The organism is Bacteroidota bacterium (assembly GCA_008933805.1).
Lineage (GTDB): Bacteria > Bacteroidota > Bacteroidia > UBA8524 > UBA8524 > SB11.
In genome coordinates this window covers 244,055-266,848 of record WBUH01000001.1, presented here as the reverse complement: position 1 = coordinate 266,848, position 22,794 = coordinate 244,055, and the positions used below count along the sequence as shown (strand labels likewise).

Sequence of the window (22,794 nt, the reverse complement as noted above, 5' to 3'; positions counted from 1 at the left end):
GCCTTTGTGGTTTTATAAAAACGCTATAGCGATTATTCTCCAAACACCTCAAATACGGCATTCATTTCGTCAAAATCACGAATGCCCGGTGCTGTTTCAAATCCACCGCTAATGTTTATTCCGTATGGATTTAATGCCTTTAACTCGTTTTGCTGTTCAGTGCTCAACCCTTCCACATCAAACAGCACAGGCACCTGCAAAGCTGTTAATTTAGCTGCGTGTTCGGGCGTAACCTTTTTCACCAATATTGCCTTTACTTCAGCAGGCAAACTGTTTAGCACCGCCTCAAAATCGCCTGCGTTTGCATCCAGCTCCAAAATAATATTGATATCACTGGCTTCAAAGTAATGCAGCATAGCCGGTTCAGCAATTTGTATCCACTCAAAACCCAGCAAACGCACTATATCTTCAATCTCATTCAAACCTTGTGTAGGAGCAAACTCAGCAACCGCTGCAGGCCCTGATAGCCAGCCAATAATTGCCTGTGCCTGCACGGGCGATACATATAACGGGTTTTGATTATCAAAGCAAAAGCCTACCCACTCAACCCCCATTGCAGCCCCAAAACGGGCGTCGGTAAGGTTATTTACACTACCAAGTTTTATCTTGCAACTAGTATTCATTAATCTATTTAATACGCTAATGGCGCAAAGGTAATGCAAAACAAAGAGTTGAGTTTTTTTGAAATGGTATATGAAGTAGTAAAACTTATTCCCGAAGGGCGGGTAACCAGTTACGGTGCCATTGCACGCTATTTGGGTTCAGGTCAATCAGCACGAATGGTGGGTTGGGCAATGAATGCTTCGTTTACATCTCCTACCCCTGTGCCCGCACACCGTGTAGTTAATAGTGCCGGACTTTTAAGCGGCAGGCTCCACTTTTCTCCCCCCGAAAAAATGCAAGAGTTGCTTGAAGCCGAGGGTATTGTAATTGATAACCATCAGGTGGTAGACTTTGAACAAAAATTTTGGGACCCTGCTAAAGAATTAAAGATTTAGCCCATGTAAAATACACGTAATTGTATTGCTATATTATTAAAAAACAAAGGCATACTGCACAATTGATAAAACTTTTTATACAATATAAAAAATTTCTTTGTTGTTTTTGAATTTTTTTTTAAATCTTTGTAACATAATTATCAATTTTTATTTGGCTTATGAGAAGTACATCTACTAACCTAAGCAGTCGTTTTTCAGTTCCCTAACGAATTTTATCCTTTCGGGCAATTTGTTGCCCAACACTTTCCTACCCACTTATCAAACATCAACCAAAAATTAAACCCTATCAAAAGAAAAAACAATTCGGCATACTTAGTAATAAGGTGACCGTTTAAGCATTGCAGTCCTATCAATTAAAGCATTTTTCAAACCTTAATTAACAAATACCAATTTTTATGAAAAAAATCTATCTACTAACAGCATTACTATTTGCAGGCATGTGCGCAAATGCACAGTTCTACCAACACACTTACGGAACCACTAATGGTGAAGGCCGTGGCCAAGGTGTAAACACCTTTGCTACAGGACAAGGGCACATTGTCGCCGCTCCAACATGGAACACATCAACCACCACACAGGATATTCTTGTTGTGAACACCGATGTGAATGGTAACGTTAATGCGTTTAACAATACTTATTCGCTCATCCACTCATCGGGCGTAACCTTAACTGCTCAAAACACTATTCCTATTGAGTTTAGCAATGGTTCAGGCTACGGTATTTTTGGCTTGTTCTACGACCCCAGCGGTACAGCACTTCCCGGTATTTATTACCTTGAAATTGACGCCGCCGGAAACGTTGTGAACACCACAGAATATAACCCTGCCGGAACAGGAAGGTACGTGGTTGAAGTTGCTGACGTAACAGAATCATTAGGTGGCGGCGATTTTTACATTACCGGAACAATAGACCCTGTAGTAACAGGTGGCAGCTTTTGGATATTTGTATTAAAAATAGACCAAGCCGGAAATATAATATGGTCGACTATTCCTGATATTATTAACCCTAGCACTACATCATCACGCGACTGGGCAAAAGGGATTGTAGAAAGCCCTTATATGCCAACCGGTAACCAAGAAGTAGTTGTGGTTGGTCAAACGTATGCCAACGGAGGCTCTTCAGATGCATTCTTCTTAAGGTTAGACGCAACCTCAGGTGCTGCATTAGCAAGCCCTCTTATTTATGGTACTACCAGTACTTTTGAGGTGTTTGATTGTATAAAAATATCAAACAATGCAGCATCGGGCGGTCCCGGCTTTATTATCGGCGGAACTACTGATGCTAACGGAAGCAGCTCTAACCGCGATTTTTGGTTGATGCAAACCGATGACCAAGGAAATCCTTATTGGAGCTATACTTATGATTACAATGGCGGTTCAGGTAACTGGGACAACTCTACCGATGTTATTGAACGCTTAAATCAATCAGGTTTTTACGAATACTACCTTGGCGGTTTAACCGGTTCAGGTAATTTGGGAGGAACTGACTTGGTGGTTCAAAAAATAGATGACGTTGGTAACTCAGTTGCTGAGTTTACTTACGGTAGTGGTGCTGACGATATAGGTACATCACTTGACTATTTTGACGGCACCGGAAACGACGGTTTAAGTGTATTTGGAACATTTAACGGTGGCGCTGTAGGCTCAACTGACGCCTACCAAGTACAAGCTTACTTCAACGGTCTATCAGGCTGTAATGAAAGCTTTAGCACCTCATCCGCTGTGAGTGCCCCCGGTATCATCACCAAATACAACATCAGGCCAAGAATTTCTCTTACAAATGTTGGAATGTTTGCAACAAACTCAACTGCCAACGATGGTAACTTGTGTTTCGCAACCAGCATAGCAGGTGGTAGCAACGCCCGCTTAGCTCCTGCTGAACCTAAAGGAGATAAAGAAGCAATTGTATCACCCAACCCAATGAACCAAGGCAGCCCGGTTGCTATGGTAGAGTTGGAAGCAGAAACTCCTGCAACAGTAGAAATTGCTGTATATGATATGCTTGGCAAACAATACGTAAGCGGTTCGCATACCCTTGTAAAGGGTATCAACCAACTACCTGTCGACCTAAGCACAGCTAACATGGCTGCCGGTATGTATACTGTGAAAATTACTGGAATAAATATCAGCAAAAACATACTATTAATAATCAAGTAACCATCATATCATTTTGCTCATAATAAAAAGCGGGTGCCACAACGGCCCCGCTTTTTTTTGCAGTTACCCACCCAAACACTGCACTTACTCATTGGTGCTTGATGCTCCTCACTCAATGAAATAACTTGTAACTATTCTTCTAAAACCAAACGAAAAAATATCATGAAAAATCTACTATTAACTGCACTGGTGTTACTTGGCGTATCAGCCAAGGCACAGTATTTTCAACATGTTTACGGAACTGCCGACCCTGAAGAACTCCGCTCAGGGGTAAATACTTTTGCACAACCCCAAGGCCATTTTATGGCTGGGGTGACTCAAGACCCTGTTACATTCCAATCCTCTCTTATTGCCACCTATACCGATGTAAATGGTGCTCCAAACTTTAACAACGAATACCAAATCACTGACCCAATTACAGGTACAGTTAATACTGTACACTGGACTAGGGTTTTTGAAATGAACAACGGAGCCGGTTTTGGTGTGGTAGGTGTGCACCGCGACCCTGTTGCGGGTACTGCAAGCCCGTCTAAATTGTTTTACATGCAATTAGACCCCAACGGTAATGTGATGAATGTTTTTGACTATGCTCCAATACCAGGCACATACACATGGGATGTGAACATTGTAGGTAACGTTACTGAAAGTGCTACCGGTAATGAAATTTATATTACAGGGGCTCTACAAGCCAACGCTCCCTTGGTACATGTTTTTGCGATGAAACTAGACGTTATGTCCGGTGCAATCATTTGGTCTAACATTTACGATATTCCACACGGCTCACCTATATCACGTGAAGTGGGAATGGACATTATCGAAAATCCATACAACCCTCTTGGCCAACCTGAAGCCATGATTGTTGGCTATGCACACGGCATAGGTGTTACCAACGATGGTTTTGTAATCCGTGTAGATGCAAATACAGGGGTACTAAACCTGCCTTGGGCTATAATGTACGGTACTGCCAGCAGCAACGATGCTTTTTACAGTATTACTGTAGCAAATAGCGGAGCAGGTGGTAACCAAGGTTTTGTTATTGGCGGACATAGCAATGTAAACGGCAGTAACGATGCATGGTTGATAAAAGTTGACCCTACCGGTTGGGGCACTATTTGGTCTAACTTGTATGACTATAGCTTTAATCCCGGTTCTGACGACAATTGCAGAGACGTTATTGAACGCTTTAGCCCAATGCTAGGCCAATACCAATATTTTATGACAGGCTCTACCAACAATGGTTTCTTTGGTGGTGAAGATGTTTTGGTAATTAAAACCGACGATATGGGTAATGGCCTTGGCGAGTACACCTACGGAGGCGCAAATGGCGACAGAGGTGCATCACTTGACCAATACGATAATACTGCTGCCGACGGTCTTAGCACATTTGCTACCGGCGATTTAGCTGCACTTGGCTCAACCGACTTTTACCTAATCAAATCATACTACGACGGAAACTCAGGATGTAATGAATACTTATCAATACCAAACGTTACAACAGGTCCCGGATTATACTATGAGTATTACATAACTGATTTTAACGGATTCTCTTTTGGTTCGTTAATGGCCTCTTCAAGCACTGTAAGTGATATGAATTTGTGCTTCAACAACACTATACCCGGTGCCAGCAACGCCCGTATGGCGCCGGCTGAACCCAAAGGTGATAAAGAAGCGGTGATATTGCCAAACCCAATGGCACCAGGCAGCCCCGTTGCATTTGTTGAATTGGAAACTGATATGCCTGCCACTGTAGAAGTAGCCATTTATGATATGCTTGGCAAACAGTATTACAACGGTTCACATACACTGGTGAAAGGTAACAACCAATTACCGCTAGATATTAGCAATGCTAATATGGCAGCCGGTATGTACACCGTAAAAGTAACAGGCGCTTCAATTGCACAAAACATACTGTTAATTGTTAAATAAACCTACCGAATGCCCCAAGCAATTGTTTGGGGCATTTTTCTATCAAACCACTATCATTCCTAAGAAAACCTAAACTCTATCACATAATGAAAAAATACGTTTTACTATTTTCGTTGGCCGTTGCAGGAATATGTGCTAAGGCCCAGTACTTTCAACACCTTTACGGCTCACCCGATTTACAACAAACCATTTCGGGGGTAAACACATTCATCCAACCTCAGGGACATTTAATGGCCTCTGAAAACAACATAAACTTTAGCTCTGCATCAAATTTAATTGTAACCTACACGGATGTGAACGGCGACATTTTAAGTGCTCCGAACTTTAATAATGAGTACACAATAAGCGATTTAAGTGGTACTGTTCTTCACATTACTTCTGTAAATGTATTTGAGCTTGAAAACGGCAGTGGTTTTGGTGCTGTAGGCCTGTTTAACAACGGCACAGGTGCTGTTCAAGGAATATTCTACTTGCAGTTAGACCCTACAGGAAACCCGACCAATATTTTCAGCTACACCCCTGTGCCATTAACGGTGGCGTGGTACAATCTTATCAGTGTATCAGCTGTAGCTAAATCACCCGGCACTGATGATTTATATATCACAGGTTCTACCGAAACCAGCTTGAGCCAAAACTTTATTTACGCCTTAAAAATCAACACTGTGGGCGGAAACATCCTATGGTCAAGTTTTTATGATGTAATACAAGTCGGCTTCCCACAAAAAGAATTTTCAAACGATATTATTGAAAGCCCTTACATGCCATTAGGCCAACCAGAAGTAGTGATTGTTGGCGGCGGGTATGATTACAATTCTACCAGCACCGATGGTATATTTTTCAGGCTAAATGCAAATACGGGTGCCCCTACTTTCCCTTGGGCACTTTTCTACGGTACTGCCGCCACCAACGAGCAGTTTACATCCATAGACATTGCCAACAGCCCTGCCGGTGGCACTAATGGGTTTATTATTGGCGGTGTTGCTAATATGGGCTCGGGGAGTTCTGATTTTTGGTTAATGAAAAGTGACCCAACCGGAGGCACGGTTTGGTCTTCAACGTATGATTACACCGGAAATCCGGGGAATAACAACTTTTGCAACGACGTAAAAGAACGTTTAAACACATTTGCCCAATACGAGTACTATGCTTGCGGTACAACATCCAATGGAACTATGGGAGGCGCAGATGTATTAGTAATAAAAACTGACGATTTGGGTAACGGTGTGCCCAATGGTGAATTTGCCTACAATACGGGAAATGACGATATTGGTTATAACCTTGACCAATACAACGGCACCCCTGCTGACGGGCTTAGCATATTTGGAATATCGTATAACGGCGGTATTGGCTTAGGCGATGAGTACTTAATAAAATCATACTTCAACGGGCTATCTGGCTGTAACGAAACCTTTAGCACTCCCAGCCCGCAACCGGGTCCCGGTTTATATAGTGAAACCCGTTTGAACGATTTTGACTTCTTTGTTTTAAACAATTTATCGGTTTCATCAACCACACTTAGTGATGTTACTTTGTGCTACAACACATCAATTACTGGCGGTGATAACTCACGCATGGCTCCTGCTGAACCTAAAGGTGATAAAGAAGCTGTGGTATCTCCCAACCCAATGCAACAAGGCAGCTCTGTAGCTGTTGTTGAGCTAGAAACTGAAGCCCCTGCTGTAGTTCAAATCACAATTTACGATGTGCTTGGCAAACAATACTACAATGCCGAACACGAGCTTGTAAAAGGTAAAAATCAATTACCGCTAACGCTAAGCAATACCAACATGGCTGCCGGTATGTACACCGTAAAAATCAGCGGAACCACTATCAGCAAAAACATTTTGTTAATGGTTAAATAAGCCCAAAACTCCAACTCAATATATACCCCTGCAAGCAGTGCTTGCGGGGGTTACTATCAACCACTATCACTAAATAAAAGCTATCATTTTATGAAAAAAACCTTTTTTACCTTAACACTTTCATTAATGGCATACTTATGCCAAGCTCAGTATTTTCAACACGTTTACGGAGCAACTAGCAACGAAAACTGGCCATCAGGCGTAAACACATTTGTGCAACCCCAAGGACATTTTATTGGTGCCAACGGTTCAAATTCTGCTGGCGTTGCTGGGGTTTTAGCAGCTTATGCCGACAATACCGGCAACATTTTAGGTGCACCAAACTTCAATAATTTCTACACAATCGGAACGGCAGTAGGCTCTACTCACAACCTTAGCCACACCAAGGTATTTGAAATGAACAGTGGCGCAGGTTTTGGTGTTGTGGGTTTATATCAAAGTCCCGCAGGTAGCGGCGTGTACTATATGCAATTAGACCCCAACGGCAACATAATACCCGGCGGTACTTTTGATTATACACCGATGCCCGTACCGGGTTACATGTGGAATGCCATTGCTGTAGGTAACATTTCTAAATCAGCCTCAGGCAATGAATTGTACATAGTAGGTTCGCTGCAAGAAACCTCTACCACCTTTGATATACACAGTTTTGTTATCAAAATCGACATCATGACCGGCGCAATATTCTGGTCGCAAATATTCTCAGTTTCAAACACAGTCTCACCTGCAATTTCAAGAGACTGGGGATACGATGTAATAGAAAGCCCTTACATAGGAACATGGGGACCTGAAGTGATTGTAGTAGGTACTACTTATGACAATAGCGGAACCCGCACTGCCGATGGTTACTTGGTACATTTTGATGCCATATTCGGTAACATTACTTTCCCTTGGGCTGTGTTTTTTGGCACAAACAATTCTGAAGAGTACTTAACCTCAATTACAGTATCAAATAGTGTTGCCGGTGGTGGTACAGGCTTTGTTTTGGGTGGCCATAGCAACTATTTTAACGGCGGTGCCGACTGGGATTTTTGGATGGTGAAAACCGATCAAAACTGTGGTACTACTTATTGGTCGACTCTGCACGACTATGCCGCAAACCCCGGAGCAAACGGCCTTAGCTATGATGTAATGGAAAGGCTAAATACATCAAGTAATTATGAGTATTACTTGGCCGGAGAAACCGACAACGGCGTTTTTGGCAGCTCGGATGCAGTTGTATTAAAAACCAATGATTTTGGTGTTGCAGTTGCCAATGGTGAGTTTACCTATGGTGGTTCAGCTTATGATATGGCTGCACAACTTGACCAATACAACGGCACTTCTGTTGACGGCTTAAGCACTTACGGGTTGGGTACTTTTGCAACAGGAGTAGGTGGCACTGATGCGTATGTAGTGAAATCTTACTTTGATGGTAACTCAGGCTGTAATGAATCGTTTGCCACACCAATAGCACAAACAGGCCCCGGTATGTTTAGCGAATCTCAATTCAGCACCTTATCTACATTTAACTCAGCAATGCTTTTGGCTTTCTCATCATCAGCCAGCGATGCTCAACTTTGCAATACTTCATCAATCCCGGGCGCATCAAATGCCCGCATGGCTCCTGTAGAACCTAAAGGTGATAAAGAAGCAATTGTATCTCCCAACCCTATGCAACAAGGTAGTTCAGTTGCAATGGTTGAGGTAGAAAGCAACGAACCAACAACTGTACAAATTGCCGTGTATGATATGCTTGGCAAACAATACGCTGCCGGTAACTATACCCTTACTAAAGGTAAAAACCAATTGCCTGTTGACCTAAGCACAGCCAACATGGCAGCAGGCATGTACACCGTAAAAATCAGCGGCACTGCTATTAACCAAAACATTTTACTAATGGTAAAATAACCAATGTAATCACACTTTTATGCCCCGCAAGAACGCGTTCTTGCGGGGCTCTTTTTTGCAGTTACTTAGTCAAAAAGCACACTTACCATCCATACTTTAGCACTTACTCATTAGTTATTGCGCAGTGGCTGCATGCAATCGTAACTTGTTTGCTTATCCTACTTATTAATCAATGCATTAAACTATTACTATCATGAAAAAAATCTATCTATTAGCACTAGTACTTATTGGCTTTAATGCAAAAGCACAGTACTTTCAACACCTTTATGGCAGTGGCAACACTTGGGAAATGCTTACCGACGGTAACAACGCATATTCAGGTGGTAATGCAGGCCATTTTCTAATCGGCCCGGGTGGTTCAAGTTTCCCCGGCGACTTTACAATCAATGTCCAGCGAACCGATATGGATGGTTTGTTTAGTAATCCTCAAACTTTTAACTATCAGTATTACCTAACTGACATCACTAATCCGCCTGCAATGCCTGCATTCTTTAGTGCCGACCACATAAGAACGGTTGAATTTAGCAATGGAAACGGTTATGCAGTCGCTGGCTCATACCTAAGCGGCGGGGCTACAACAATGGGGATTTTTTACACACACATTAACCCAACGGGAAACGTTGTTACCTCAGCCGGATATTTTCAAAACCTTTGGGGTGTTACTCACACCAATGTTAGTGTTCAAGAGATTGTGGAATCGGTATCAAATCCCGGCGACTTGTACATAACAGGTTATCTAACCGTAGCAGGAACCGGAAACAATCGTGTTTTTGTTATTAAAATCGACCAAAACGGAACATTGCTTTGGGGCGCAACCTATGACATGACAAACAACTACAACACCGATTCTGATATGTCGCACGACATTGTTGAAAGCTCAAACTACAACTCAACATGTAGCTGTCATGAGGTAATGGTAGTTGGTGAACACATTGATAAAACTACTGCCGCTTCTCTACCCGATGCCTTTTTCTTGCGTCTAAACAGTAATACGGGTGTACCCACACAACAAGTTGATTTTTACGGCACAGCCGGCTCAAGGGATGTTTTTACATCTATCATTCAGGCCGACAACACAAACATTGACGCAAACGGTAACGGCTTTGCCATTGCGGGTTTCAGCGATATAAACGGTAGTGGTATTGATGCTTGGTTTATGGCGCTTGATTACAGTGGAGCTATTGTTTGGGACGAGCTATACGATTATAACCACCCCGCTGGTAATGTTGGCAACGATTACGCGATGGACCTTATTGAGCGAATGAACAGCAGCAGCAATTATGAATACTATTTAGCAGGTTATACCGACCAAGGCTTTTTTGGGTTTGATGATATGCTGGTGATAAAAACCGACGATAACGGAAATGCAGTGACAGGCGGCCAGTTTACATACGGCGAAGTTGATTTAGACAGAGCAATGCGCATTGACCAACTAAATGGCTACGGTACTGATAATGATGGAATAGCTATTTACGGATACACCTCATACATTTCACCATACTCTTTGGGTGGATTTGACCACATGCTTGTAAAGGCCTACTTTAACGGTGTTAGTGCTTGCCAATACGACATGAGGGATGCTGTACAAATCTCCGGTTCAGCTACACGCACCACTGCTTGGACAGGCGAGTATTGGCCCAACTCATTCTATGATTTTCCATTTTTGGTTGATTATTATCAAAACCTGCAAGACAATCAAATTTGCTATACCACACAAAATGCCGACGGCTCTAATGCACGCGTAGCCCCTGTTGCACCCAAAGGAGATAAAGAGGCTGTAGTTAGCCCCAACCCAATGGCACAAGGCAGCCAATTGGCCCTTGTTGAGGTAGAAAGCAACGGCCCTGCTACAGTTCAAGTAGAGGTATTTGATATGCTGGGCAAACAATACGCTGTCGGTAACTATACCCTTACTAAAGGCAAAAACCATCTTCCTGTTGACTTAAGCACTGCTAATATGAGTGCGGGTATGTACACTGTAAAAATTACGGGTACCACCATCAACCAAAATATTTTACTGGTAGTAAAATAATCGAAGGCTGCACAAGTACCGCAGGGAGCCTATCAGCTCCTTGCGGTTATTACAACCAAACTCATTTGCACTTAACCTTAATCTATCACAACATATGAAAAAAATCCTATCACTATTTTTACTTCTAATGACTATGGGCTCCCTGCTCATGGCGCAAAAAAGTCCGCCGGGTAAAATAACACCCAACGGAGAATTCGATCTTGTGTTTGACCGTTTTGGCAAACAACACAAGTTGGAAGATTTGATGATTAAAAAACCGCAACCCAAAAAGGGCAACGGTAACTCTATTGCCGAAAATTTGGTTATTCCGTCATACTTGCTTTGCAGTGCAGGTTACTTCGACCTGTATTTTGAAGAAGGCAGCGGCTGTGAAACCAATATGCCGGCACATGTGGCAAGGCGCAATGTATTGTGCCAAGTATTTACCGATATATCTGCATTTATTACTCCTGCAAATCCATCGGTAAAAGTAAATATATGGATACGCAACATTGGCAACATTGTTACCTATCCCATAAACTCAGGTGTATTGGGCGGAGCCACATCGTTTTACGTAGTACCAACCGTTACCCCCAACGTGGGCGGTATTATCGACGGACAAGTATGGAAAACCATCAACTCAGGTGTTGATGCGTATACCAACGTGGCGTCACCATTAGTTACTGCGGGTGCTATGCCCGGTGCAGGTAATTTTTACCACGCTATGATGGGCTTTAACTTTGTTGATTCACCCACTGTAATATGGCATACAGATTTAGCCACCACTACTGCATCAGGTAAATTCGATTTGTATAGCGTGGCGTTGCACGAAGCTACCCACGCGTTAGGCTTCACATCAATGATTGGACCTAATGGTGGTTCGGTGCTGGGCTCAAACTTCCCTTATTACACAAGGTACGACCTTAACTTGATGGATTTTAGCAGTGCCCCGCTTATTGTAACTCTTTCGCCATGCAGCTTATATGAGCACCAGTTCAACCCCTCAATTTGGGACCCCTCGCAAACTGTTGCACCCAATCCTTTGGGTAATCCCCATGTATCGGATTATACCGATTGTTTGTTGGCCAATATTTATGGCGGTTCGGTAAACCAAATTGTATACACACCCAACCATTATGAACCGGGGTCGAGCTTGTGTCACTTTGAAGACGAATGCTATAACCCCATACCCTACGGTAATAATGAGTATTACAACATGTCGAATGCGCAGGGTACAGGTTCATTGTATATGAAGCGGTATTTGAAACCCGAAGAGCGCAGTGTAATGTGCGACATAGGTTATAAAGTGAATACCACATACGGAAATATGCTTAACGTTAACAACAACTACAACTACGGGGGCAGTGCTTGCGCCGGCCTTGACGTGGCAGGTGTTAACGATGGACTTACCGGAATTGGCATATATGCGTGGACTACAACCCCTACCAATGTTATAAACATTAACGGTAGTGACTTGCTTAACAACGACTATAACGCAGACTCCTACGAATGTCTTGAAGTAATTAATGGTATGGGTAGTGTAACAGGAACCAGCGGTAACGCCTCTACCTCAATAGCATTTACTGCAGGTACCAGCACTGGTGCCGTTTTATTGCGTTATATACCCTACAACTCAAGCACAGGAAACAGGGGCGATATTACTTACTTGCATATGTACATATACAATGGCAGTTGCTTGGCAAACACTTGTGATATGTTGATGAACAGCGGATTTGAAAGCGGAACTAACTGTGGTGAAGTCAATTCACCCGATAATGCCGTGATTGATTGCTGGGAACCGCTGATTGAAAGTCCCGATTACTTTGTACGCGGTTGCACACCTTCTATTAACATAGATGTTACTGTACCCACAGGTATAGCAATGAGTACCCCTGCAACCGATACTTGGAACAGCAGTTGGTTTACAAACGATGCCTTTTTGGGGTTAGGTCATTATAGTGGCGGAGTTGAAGAAGTAGAACAAACTAAACTTGCCACACCATTGATGCCTGATGTAAATTATACCGTTACCTTCTGGGCTAAATCAGCCAATTCAACAGGTTCGGGTGGTGCATTATCGGGCAAAAACACAGTGGTTTTCAGAGGGGAAACAGGATTATTAGCACCTTTACCTTCAGGCTCCTATATGTCAACAGGTTATTATTTAACAGAAGTTACTGTTCCTGATGATGGTGAATGGCACTATTACACACTTGATTTCTCATACACCGATGTACCTTTTATGCTTGAAAACTTTATGGTGGGTAATATGGGACAAGACGGTGCTACCGGTGACTCGTATGTGTTTATCGACGATTTAACACTATTGCCTACCAACAACACAGCTGTTTTTAAAGCTCCACAAGGTTTATGCGGTGGTGCTACTACCATCCCCGATTTGTCTAAATATGTCTTCCCCGCTAACCACGCCATTGGTACATTTACCGGAACAGGGGTTTCATACAGTGGCGGTGTGTATTCATTTACTGCCCCATCAAACGGCATATACATTATTGAATATGAGTTTACGGGTATAAACGGCTGCAAAGTGAAACTATACAGCCAAATAAAAGTTTCACCTTCTCCACAACCAACACTAACGCTTAGCTTTTCACCTTCAGCACCTCCCATATATTGCACTGGTACAGAGTTTTCTCTAAAATGCGAAGGAGCTCAAACATACGCTTGGTATAGTGTTCCGGATTCAACTGACACCGTTCACAGAGATTCAATAGGAGCAATTATACCTTGTAGTGGTCCTTGCGACTCAGTGTTTGTTACCCCTCCCGGAATTGGCTATAAATACCACGTTATCGGTATTGACTCAAACGGTTGCAGCGACACTACAGGGATATTTATTCCCGTGGAACCTTGCCCCGGTGGTGGTGGTGGTGGTGTTAGAACTTTTGAAATGATTGAGGATGTTAAGCACTACACTACCAAAATTGTTCCCGGCACCAATAACTATAGCGTAATGGCGGGTACCATTTTCCGAAGTACGGGAGGCGGTGCCAATACTATCCACTTCTTGCTGTTAAACAACAACGGCGATGTAATCATATCAAAAGAATACCCATCAACCAGCACCGATGAGCGGGTGGTGGATATACAAGGATTTACCGATAATTTTAAAGTAACCCGCTGGTACATTGTATGCCAAGCCAACGGAGGTATTAAAATACTTTGTGTGAACAACGTAGGTAACCTGTTAGACCAACGCGAGTACAGAGACATGGCCGGGTTAACCACCTACCCAATGAATGCTACAGTTTGGACTGATGGAGGCAATGACCGTCGTTTGTTTATTTGCGGTTATCAAACATGGGGAGCTACCCTTGATTACACCACTCCTAAACAAGCCTTCTTAATGGATATCGACATCAACAGACCCAACCACATGGTGCGTCTAAACTCATACGGCTACAACTGGGGATGGTCTGGGCCGGGTTCACCCCTTGGCTATGATTATGACATGGCTACCCGCATGGCTGTTGTAAAAAGCAGTAATACCCTTTGGATTACAGGCAGTACCAACGGTATTGCCCCTATAGCTGCAGGTGGTCCGGTATTACCTCCTCCCAGAAGCGCAGCCATGAACCTTGTTGTTGACCCGTACACAGGTGCTGTACTTGCAGATAACAGCTTTATTGAGAACAACAGCAGTGATAACTATGATGGCCCATCTGATTATGGGGTTGATTTGATACAGGTAGATAACGGAAACTACATTTTGGGTAACTCTGCTAAGGTTGATTTAAACCCTGCCGCTATGCCCACTTGGCATCAAATGATACCCAGAGAGTTTAAATTGTGGTGGATACAACCTGTTGATGATAATTTTAACCCAATAGGAAGCCGCTCATTATATTGGAACAACATGGAGCATTGGGCATCACAGGCCATTGTAACAGGTGGCAACAGCATTACCGTGGGCACTTTAATACAAGGCCAATATTCAACCTGTATACCATTGCCACACACACCTGCACCTAACAACATACAAGTGAACATGGTAATGGTTGACCTTAGCTCAAACCCACCCACAACAGGTACCAGCAAAATCTATATGACCAGTACCGGAACCGGAGCAGTACCTTCTGTTAATTCGTACCATGATTTGGGTGGACCTCAATCGTTGATTGATTATCCGCCAAAATTTGCCGCCTTGGGTAAAAACTTCTATGCCATCAGTGCTCCTAAGTTTATCAACGGGCAACTTAACATGAAGGTGCTTACACCTAGTGCAGGTTTAGGTGTACAATGTGGTGAGTTCTCGTGCGCAACTACGTTTATCCATGTACCTATTACCAACACCGCACCGGTTTCACCTAACCCATCTGATATTCAGATGCTTGCTGGCACAACTATTAATCTTGAAACCCCATTCACCATCAACAACCCGCCTACTTGCCATGATATGGCCGGTAACCCTTCGTATAGCCAAGCTAACCCCAACCAATCGGGTAATATGTTTGAGGGTACAAGGGTATATCCCAACCCTGCTACCGATGCTGTAGTATTGGAGCTTGACAGGGAAATACCAAGCGGTACATACATAGATGTACGTCTGCACAACTTGCTTGGGCAAGAAGTGGCAAAACTGTATAGCGGTAACGCTCATAAGAAAATGCAGCTAAGATTGCCTGATTTACCCGAAGGTGTTTATTTTATTGAAATAATTCACGGCGATAATTCTGCATTTAAGCAAAAACTAATGATAGAGGCTAAACAATAAGCCTAATAACCGGTATATCAACCGTTATTTGTTTTTCTATCCCCGTTGACTGTGTCAACGGGGATTTTTGTTTTATTCTGATATTATTTATTGCATTTTCTAAAAAAATAGTCTAAACTTTGTATAATCTATCATTACAAAAGCACTGCCTATGAATGCATTACCTAAAAATGCTATGCACGACTACTATTAAAAAAAAGGAAAAACGGTCTCCCAAAAACAATACTATTCTATCAATCAAACCAATTAAAACCTATCATGAAAAAAACGATTTATTTGCTTGCGTTTATGCTGGTAGCTTTTGTATCAAAAGCCCAGTATTTTCAACACATCTATGGCACTTCTGATGTAGATAATCTTTCATCGGGTGTTAACATTAACATTCAGCCCGCCGGACATTTCATGGCGTCGTTTGCAAAAACATGCGGCGGCCTATCTACCATTCCCGTAGCCTATACGGATATGGCCGGAAACATACCCGGTGCTCCCTTTTTTGAGAAAGACTTGATGCTGCTTGACAATAACGGCAACCCACTGCACGTTCGCGGCCCACAAGTATTTGAGCTTGCAACAGGTGGGGGATTTGGTGTAATAGGAATGTACCACGACCCCTGCAACACAGGTATCTCAGGTGTGTTCTACATTCACCTCGATCCATTTGGTGTACCTATTGCCGTTTATGATTACCCTCCTGCTGTAGCAACAATGTACAGTGTGATTGAAGTGGGCGGTGTTGAACGTTCAGTTATTTCAGGCTTTGGTGATGTGTTTGTTACAGGTACAGTAGTTGATAACACTGGTCTGTTTAGTGTGTTTGCAATGCGTATAAATGAAGTTGGCGGTGGCTTAGTATGGTCTCACATCTACAATATTTTGCCTCCGGCCAACGGAAACGCTTGGGGTAAAGATGTGGCTGAAAACCCTGCCTCACCATTTGGCCCTCCTAGCATTGCGGTTGCCGGTATGGTTAACTCAGCATGGAGCGGTATTTGGCAAGACGACGGTCTTATTTTACACATCGATGCCGGTACAGGTCTCCCCGCACCACATCCTGTAATCCTAAGCGGCACACCTAACACTCACGACCATTTTAGCAGTATCAATGCAGCAATAGGCGGTCCTTTCCCTCCGGGCTTCATCTTAGGTGGCGGAACTATGGTAAACGGTAGTATGGACTTTTACATTTTACGCATGGACCCTGTTGTGGCAACCATGTATGTAAACAGCTTTGATTTTAGCCTTGCTCCCGGCTCATTTAACGAGTGCTATGAGGTGGTTGAACGTTTAAATACTGCCTGCCAGTATGAATACTACGCAGTAGGACACACTGATAATGGCCCTATGGGAGCTTTTGACGTGATGGTGGTGAAATTTGACCAATTTGGTAACGGTGTTGCCGGCGGTGAGTTTTTATACGGTAGTCCCGGTAATGATATGGGCCGCTCGATAGAAATATTAAACATGGGACCTCCTTGTGCCCCTCCTCCAATGCCTGCTCCGGCCGGTTTAAGCATTTTTGGTACTTGGGGTGGTCCTCCGGTAGTTGGTAACTTGCCTGATATGTATTTAATAAAAGCTTACTACAATGGTGTTTCCGGATGTAATGAGTTTTTCAGCAATCCATTTCAATTACCCGCAAATCCAACCATGCCTCACAGCCCCTTCTTCTCGGTTAATAACTTTGTAACAGGTAACCTAACAACTCTTGAACTACCTGTGCAAGATTTGACCCTGTGTTTTGCACCTGTAATTTTTGGAGGAAACAACAATAAAGTGGCTAACCCTAACAACGGTGACCAAGAAGGCGGCAAACAAGGTTTTGAACAAACCGCGGTGCTAATTCCTAACCCTGCTAACGGTACGGCTAAAGACGTAACGCTTAGCATATCTACCGAAGTAAGCGGTGAAGCTGAGGTTACCGTTTATGATATGTTGGGTAAACAACATTTTACGGGTAAATTCAATGTGAGCAAAGGCATTAACCAACTGCCCATTGAAATATCAAAAACCAACATGGCTCAAGGCATATACAGTGTAACTGTTAAAACCATTGAGGGTACACAAACCCTTAACCTTGTGGTTAAATAAACTCAATTACTAGGATGACCGTACTAAAAAGGGGCTTTATGCCCCTTTTTTATTTATTTTAGGGCATGAAAAATGGTTTATGCTTTATTGCCCTGCTTTTTGTTTTTGCCTGTAAAGCACCCACAACAGAAAGCACTAGCAAACAACCTGAATCTAAGGTTAATAATGTAAACAGTGAAGAGATTTCAAAAACTGAAGAAGAGGATTATTTTTTGAAACCAATAAATGATTCCATTATTACAGAGAAAAAAGCTGATAACATTGAATTTATAGAAAACCTCGAAAAATTTGTTTACGAATCAAGGCTTAGACCTCTTACCGAACAATTAGATGAAAATGATAATTTATTTGTTGGAGAAGATTTTTATATCCTAGGCGAATTCAACCGTTACTACTATGCAATAGCTTACACCAACCCTGTTGTAGGGATAAAAGATAATAGTAGCTACAGAGTATGGAAACTACCTGCAACACTTCCCGAGTTTTCGTATGTGTTTAACAGAGGTTTTGTTGAGATTAATGGTAAAAAACTGCTACACTTAGAGGGTTGTTATGAAACTCGTTGGTCGATGGCAAGTCTTAATCCGGGGTCATTTAATGAATACCACAAAACACTTCTGCTTATCAACCTAACAGAAAACACGGTTGTTTTTCACAAAACATTCAGTTGGTATGCAGAGCGCATAAAGGATATAAAAACACTTGAAACGGACGAAAACCCCGAATACGAATCACAATGGTATAACTATAATTACTCTTTTACTCCAAAGGGTATTGAGTTTTACAAACTATCAAGCGCGAGTAAAGAATGTAGTCAAGAAAAAGAAGCCTTTGTAACAGCGCAAAAGCGCCCCGATTTCTACTACCAATACTACCCCAACGAAAAAAAATGGGTAAAACATCTTAAACATTAATATAATTTCCCCTTTAATTAAAACCCTCAATGATAAAAAACCTTATTGTTGCCTTACTAGCTTTGTGCTGCTACCCTGCTATTTGCCAAACACAAACCACAGACAGTATTATTAATATAGCAACCCCGGATAGTATTTTTTGGGTGGATGATTTGGAAAAGTTTGCAGACAAGAATAATTTCATGTTTATAAATGATAGCGGCGCTGATTTTATTGAAGGCGAGGATTATTACTTCATTGGTCAATGGTTTAGCGGGTTTATGGGAGGCGGTTATAATTGGTCAGATGTACATATAGCGATAAAAGACGGGAAACGTTACCGTGTTTGGTATTTGCCTGAACCCATCCCGGTTTTCACCACAATTTCGTATTGGGATACCACAATTAATAATCATAAGTGTATAGTTTTAACCACCCAGCTAAATAATATACACCACGGTTATTCTGTGGTTATGACCTACGGCGACTACTGGGCCGAGAGTTTAAATATTATTGATATTGAAAATAATGAGGTGCTTTTTTCGTACAAGGTAGCAGAGGAAAATAATTTTTTCTATCAATGGGATTTGGAAATGTATGACGGATCTACTGGTGATGGAAAAACCCTAACAGAGGAAGAGTACGATAGTATTTACTCTTTTAACATATCGCAAGACCTTTATTTTATTGATACCAGAACCCTTGACACTATTAGCAAGCTTGATTATAGAGACACATCATGGTCTTTAGTGTATGATTATAATTTTAATGATGATAAAATAGAGTTTTATAAACTTAACATAAACGTTGAAGACAGGGAAATTCCAGAAGCCCATTCTGCTGCTTTAGCTGAAAGAAAAACACTATTGCCTGATTTCTACTACCAATACATCCCCGAAAATAAAAAATGGGTGAAGAAAATCCCCACCCATTAGTTTATACGTTAGTTTAAAACGTTAATCAATCTTCAATACGGCCATAAACGCCTCTTGGGGTACTTCAACCGTACCTACTTGACGCATACGTTTTTTACCTTTTTTCTGTTTTTCAAGCAGTTTACGTTTACGGCTTATATCACCACCATAACACTTGGCAGTTACGTCTTTACGCAAAGCCGATATGGTTTCACGGGCGATGATTTTTTGCCCTACACCCGCTTGTATCGCAATTTCAAACTGTTGTTTCGGGATAAGCTCTTTCAGTTTCTCGCAAATTTTCTTGCCCCAATCGTAAGCACGGTCGCGGTGAATAATCGCCGAAAGTGCATCCACAGGCTCTTTGTTCAAGAAAATATCCAATTTCACCAAATTAGACTCTTTATACCCAACCGGATGATAATCTAATGAGGCGTAGCCTTTAGAAATGGTTTTCAGCTTATCATAAAAATCAAATACTACCTCTGCCAACGGAATTTCAAAGTTCAATTCAACGCGGGTTGTAGTAAGATAAATCTGATTTTTAAGCAATCCCCTGCGGGTTAGGCATAGCGACATGATGGCACCCACAAAATCGCTACTGGTAATAATTTGTATATGTACGTAAGGCTCTTCAACCTTATCAATTTTTGAAGGGTCGGGCAAATCGCTGGGATTGTTCACAATCACCATTTCTTCTTTGGTGGTGTATGCGTGGTACGACACGTTGGGGACAGTAGTGATTACCGTCATGTTAAACTCACGCTCCAAACGCTCCTGTATAATCTCCATGTGCAGCATTCCTAAGAAACCGCAACGGAAACCAAAGCCCAACGCTGCTGATGATTCAGGTTCAAAAACTAATGAAGCATCGTTTAGTTGCAGCTTGTACATGCTTTCGCGCAGCTCTTCAAAATCGTCGGTATCCACGGGGTAAATTCCTGCAAATACCATCGGCTTCACATCTTCAAACCCTTTAATTGCTTCTTCGCAAGGTCTTTCTGATAAGGTAATCGTATCACCCACTTTTACCTCGCGGGCTTCTTTAATCCCTGAGATAATGTACCCCACATCACCCGTTTTAATAACATCACGGGGTTCTTTATCCAAACGTAGCACGCCTATTTCTTCCGCAAAATATTCTTTTCCGGTTGCCATAAACTTTACTCGGCTGCCCTTGCGCATTTCACCGTCAACTACTTTAAAGTAACCGATAATCCCCCTGAAAGAGTTGAACACCGAATCAAAAACAAGCGCTTTCAACGGAGCATCGGGAGTTCCTTTAGGGGCAGGTACACGTTCAACAATGGCACGCAAAATATCCAATACCCCCATACCGGTTTTACCGCTGGCAGGGATAATATCTTCGGGCTTGCAGCCGATAAGATCAACTATTTGGTCGGTTACTTCCTCGGGCATTGCACCGGGAAGGTCCATTTTATTAAGAATGGGTATGATTTCAAGCCCTTGGTCAAGTGCCAAGTAAAGGTTTGAAATTGTTTGCGCCTGAATACCTTGTGATGCATCCACAATCAGCAACGCACCTTCGCAGGCTGCAATAGAACGCGAAACTTCATACGAAAAGTCAACGTGTCCGGGAGTATCAATAAGGTTTAGGGTATATTTCTTGCCATCCAATTGGTAATCCATTTGTATGGCGTGGCTTTTAATAGTGATACCGCGCTCGCGCTCCAAGTCCATATCGTCAAGCACTTGTGCTTGCATCTGGCGACTGCTAACGGTTTGTGTATATTCAAGTAACCTGTCGGCAAGAGTACTTTTGCCGTGGTCGATGTGTGCGATGATACAAAAATTGCGAATATGCTCCATGAAGGTGCAAAAATAGCTTTTAAGGACGTAAGTTCATCCTATTGAGCAGTAAAAAGGAATAAGAAATTAGTGTTTGGTGATTTTTTTGGTGTGAGTGAAGGATGAACCATCGGTTGCGGTGGTAGTTACCTCCATAAAATAGATACCTGCGGGAACTTCGCGCACATCTACTTTAAATGTATTGTTAAGACCTTCCAAATCTGCTTTAACAGCAGGTACAATATCTTGACCAAGAAGGTTAACGATTTTCACTTCTACTTTTGAAAAGTTATTAGCCACCAATTGAACTTCAACTGTAAGTTCAGATGAAACCGGATTTGGATATGATTTGATAACAGGGTTTTTATCACCGGGGCCTGCAGGTGCGTTGCCTGCTATTGCCGCTGTACCAAACATAATAACTGAAAGTATTGTAAGTAAAATTCTATTCATTCAATGCTACAATATTAAAATATTTTTTTTAAAAACAAATAATCGAGTTATCCCCGTTATTGAAAAAAGTGTGCCAAAAGTGATTATTTAACGTGAGCAGCTCTTCGCAAGCGGTCGTTTATTGCTCGTCCTAAGCCTGTATCGGGCAACAACTCAGCATAAATTACTTTCATCCCCTTTTTATCCAAGAGCCGCATGGCAGCAAAAATGTTGCTCGCTGCTTCATCTAAATCCTCATTTTTCGATAAACAAACCTGATTCTCTTCTCTAAGTAGCTGAATATGACGCGAAAAAGTAATTGCTCCGGTATATACTAAATTATCCACAGGCACGTTAGCGTCCTCTACCCTACCCAACACAAAACGTGCATGGGGGGCATAATGACTATCGGTTTGACCGGGGGCTTGGGGGTTAGAGTGTTGGTTGATATTCACCTCCATATCCCCTATTACTTGTTTTATTTTTTCGATAGATGTACCGCCTAAACGCAGTATTTCGGGCACAGGTCCGGCAAAAGATATAATTGTAGATTCAATTCCCACCTTACTGGGGCCGCCTTCTAAAATATAAGGTATTTTATCACCTAATTGGTCGCTTACATGTTGCGCCGTAGTAGGGCTTACGTACCCAAACGGGTTGGCACTTGGTGCAGCCAACGGAAAATCTAATTGTGATAATAATTGCAGTGTGAGAGGATGATTGGGCACTCGTACGGCCACAGTTGGGTTGCCTGCGGTTACCAAATCAGGTACGATGTCTTTTTTACGTAATACCAGCGTTAGCGGGCCGGGCCAAAAAATATTAGCCAACTCAACCGCCTGTGGGGGAATATTTTCAACCCACTGGTGTACCGCATCAATGCTATGGGTATGAACAATCAGAGGGTCGAAAAAAGGGCGGTTTTTTGCTTTAAATATCTTGGTTACGGCGTGTGTATCAAACGCATTGGCAGCAAGGCCATACACTGTTTCGGTGGGTATTGCCACCAACTCACCGTTTTTTAAATATTCTACCGCTTTATCTATATCCGTCCCTATCATCATTTGCTTTTGGCTATTT

General features: G+C 42.4%; 14 protein-coding genes. 10 read left to right on the top strand and 4 right to left on the bottom strand.

Going from position 1 to position 22,794, the window contains the following annotated elements; genetic code table 11:
• Nucleotides 1–32: 32 nt before the first annotated feature.
• Entirely contained in the window at nucleotides 33–623 is a 591-nt protein-coding gene (locus tag F9K23_01305) for a hypothetical protein (protein KAB2918803.1), read from the bottom strand.
• A 33-nt stretch (nucleotides 624–656) separates the two neighbouring features.
• On the opposite strand from F9K23_01305, the gene F9K23_01300 reads away from it, so the two are divergent.
• The 10 genes from F9K23_01300 to F9K23_01255 all read left to right on the top strand — a co-directional run bounded on the left by F9K23_01300 (nucleotide 657) and on the right by F9K23_01255 (nucleotide 19,494).
• Nucleotides 657–998: an MGMT family protein gene (locus F9K23_01300; protein ID KAB2918802.1), complete on the top strand. Its 342-nt coding sequence runs from the start codon at nucleotides 657–659 to the stop codon at nucleotides 996–998.
• Between the two features lie 395 nt (nucleotides 999–1,393).
• Complete coding sequence (locus F9K23_01295; protein ID KAB2918801.1) at nucleotides 1,394–3,154, top strand: T9SS type A sorting domain-containing protein; 1,761 nt, start codon at nucleotides 1,394–1,396, stop codon at nucleotides 3,152–3,154.
• Nucleotides 3,155–3,316: 162 nt separating this feature from the next.
• Nucleotides 3,317–5,080, top strand: coding sequence for a T9SS type A sorting domain-containing protein (locus F9K23_01290; protein KAB2918800.1), 1,764 nt, complete (start codon nucleotides 3,317–3,319; stop codon nucleotides 5,078–5,080).
• Between the two features lie 86 nt (nucleotides 5,081–5,166).
• The gene (locus tag F9K23_01285) at nucleotides 5,167–6,942 is read left to right on the top strand and encodes a T9SS type A sorting domain-containing protein (protein ID KAB2918799.1); all 1,776 of its coding nucleotides are present in this window, start codon (nucleotides 5,167–5,169) and stop codon (nucleotides 6,940–6,942) included.
• 90 nt (nucleotides 6,943–7,032) lie between these two features.
• The gene (locus F9K23_01280; protein ID KAB2918798.1) at nucleotides 7,033–8,832 is read left to right on the top strand and encodes a T9SS type A sorting domain-containing protein; all 1,800 of its coding nucleotides are present in this window, start codon (nucleotides 7,033–7,035) and stop codon (nucleotides 8,830–8,832) included.
• Nucleotides 8,833–9,025: 193 nt separating this feature from the next.
• Complete coding sequence (locus F9K23_01275) at nucleotides 9,026–10,864, top strand: T9SS type A sorting domain-containing protein (protein ID KAB2918797.1); 1,839 nt, start codon at nucleotides 9,026–9,028, stop codon at nucleotides 10,862–10,864.
• A 94-nt stretch (nucleotides 10,865–10,958) separates the two neighbouring features.
• Nucleotides 10,959–15,578 (top strand): T9SS type A sorting domain-containing protein, encoded by a 4,620-nt coding sequence (locus F9K23_01270; GenBank protein ID KAB2918796.1) that lies wholly within the window; start codon nucleotides 10,959–10,961, stop codon nucleotides 15,576–15,578.
• A gap of 258 nt (nucleotides 15,579–15,836) precedes the next feature.
• Entirely contained in the window at nucleotides 15,837–17,666 is a 1,830-nt protein-coding gene (locus tag F9K23_01265) for a T9SS type A sorting domain-containing protein (GenBank protein KAB2918795.1), read from the top strand.
• Nucleotides 17,667–17,731: 65 nt separating this feature from the next.
• Entirely contained in the window at nucleotides 17,732–18,580 is an 849-nt protein-coding gene (locus F9K23_01260; protein KAB2918794.1) for a hypothetical protein, read from the top strand.
• Between the two features lie 29 nt (nucleotides 18,581–18,609).
• The gene (locus F9K23_01255; GenBank protein ID KAB2918793.1) at nucleotides 18,610–19,494 is read left to right on the top strand and encodes a hypothetical protein; all 885 of its coding nucleotides are present in this window, start codon (nucleotides 18,610–18,612) and stop codon (nucleotides 19,492–19,494) included.
• Between the two features lie 21 nt (nucleotides 19,495–19,515).
• Here F9K23_01255 and lepA read toward each other — a convergent pair whose 3' ends face one another.
• The 3 genes from lepA to F9K23_01240 form a co-directional block, all read right to left on the bottom strand.
• The gene (gene lepA / locus F9K23_01250; GenBank protein KAB2918792.1) at nucleotides 19,516–21,303 is read right to left on the bottom strand and encodes an elongation factor 4; all 1,788 of its coding nucleotides are present in this window, start codon (nucleotides 21,301–21,303) and stop codon (nucleotides 19,516–19,518) included.
• A gap of 66 nt (nucleotides 21,304–21,369) precedes the next feature.
• Nucleotides 21,370–21,735: a T9SS type A sorting domain-containing protein gene (locus tag F9K23_01245; protein ID KAB2918791.1), complete on the bottom strand. Its 366-nt coding sequence runs from the start codon at nucleotides 21,733–21,735 to the stop codon at nucleotides 21,370–21,372.
• An 83-nt stretch (nucleotides 21,736–21,818) separates the two neighbouring features.
• Nucleotides 21,819–22,775 carry a threonylcarbamoyl-AMP synthase gene (locus F9K23_01240; GenBank protein KAB2918974.1) on the bottom strand — a complete coding sequence of 319 codons (957 nt, stop codon included), beginning with the start codon at nucleotides 22,773–22,775 and terminating at the stop codon, nucleotides 21,819–21,821.
• Nucleotides 22,776–22,794: the final 19 nt, after the last annotated feature.

What these genes read in the sequence shown, in the direction of transcription:
- F9K23_01265 (KAB2918795.1), top strand. Translation starts at nt 15,837, where the DNA reads ATGAAAAAAACGATTTATTTGCTTGCGTTTATGCTGGTAGCTTTTGTA.
- F9K23_01270 (KAB2918796.1), top strand. Translation starts at nt 10,959, where the DNA reads ATGAAAAAAATCCTATCACTATTTTTACTTCTAATGACTATGGGCTCC.
- F9K23_01300 (KAB2918802.1), top strand. Translation starts at nt 657, where the DNA reads ATGCAAAACAAAGAGTTGAGTTTTTTTGAAATGGTATATGAAGTAGTA.
- F9K23_01260 (KAB2918794.1), top strand. Translation starts at nt 17,732, where the DNA reads ATGAAAAATGGTTTATGCTTTATTGCCCTGCTTTTTGTTTTTGCCTGT.
- F9K23_01285 (KAB2918799.1), top strand. Translation starts at nt 5,167, where the DNA reads ATGAAAAAATACGTTTTACTATTTTCGTTGGCCGTTGCAGGAATATGT.
- F9K23_01245 (KAB2918791.1), bottom strand. Translation starts at nt 21,735, where the DNA reads ATGAATAGAATTTTACTTACAATACTTTCAGTTATTATGTTTGGTACA.
- lepA (KAB2918792.1), bottom strand. Translation starts at nt 21,303, where the DNA reads ATGGAGCATATTCGCAATTTTTGTATCATCGCACACATCGACCACGGC.
- F9K23_01305 (KAB2918803.1), bottom strand. Translation starts at nt 623, where the DNA reads ATGAATACTAGTTGCAAGATAAAACTTGGTAGTGTAAATAACCTTACC.
- F9K23_01240 (KAB2918974.1), bottom strand. Translation starts at nt 22,775, where the DNA reads ATGATAGGGACGGATATAGATAAAGCGGTAGAATATTTAAAAAACGGT.
- F9K23_01255 (KAB2918793.1), top strand. Translation starts at nt 18,610, where the DNA reads ATGATAAAAAACCTTATTGTTGCCTTACTAGCTTTGTGCTGCTACCCT.
- F9K23_01290 (KAB2918800.1), top strand. Translation starts at nt 3,317, where the DNA reads ATGAAAAATCTACTATTAACTGCACTGGTGTTACTTGGCGTATCAGCC.
- F9K23_01275 (KAB2918797.1), top strand. Translation starts at nt 9,026, where the DNA reads ATGAAAAAAATCTATCTATTAGCACTAGTACTTATTGGCTTTAATGCA.
- F9K23_01280 (KAB2918798.1), top strand. Translation starts at nt 7,033, where the DNA reads ATGAAAAAAACCTTTTTTACCTTAACACTTTCATTAATGGCATACTTA.
- F9K23_01295 (KAB2918801.1), top strand. Translation starts at nt 1,394, where the DNA reads ATGAAAAAAATCTATCTACTAACAGCATTACTATTTGCAGGCATGTGC.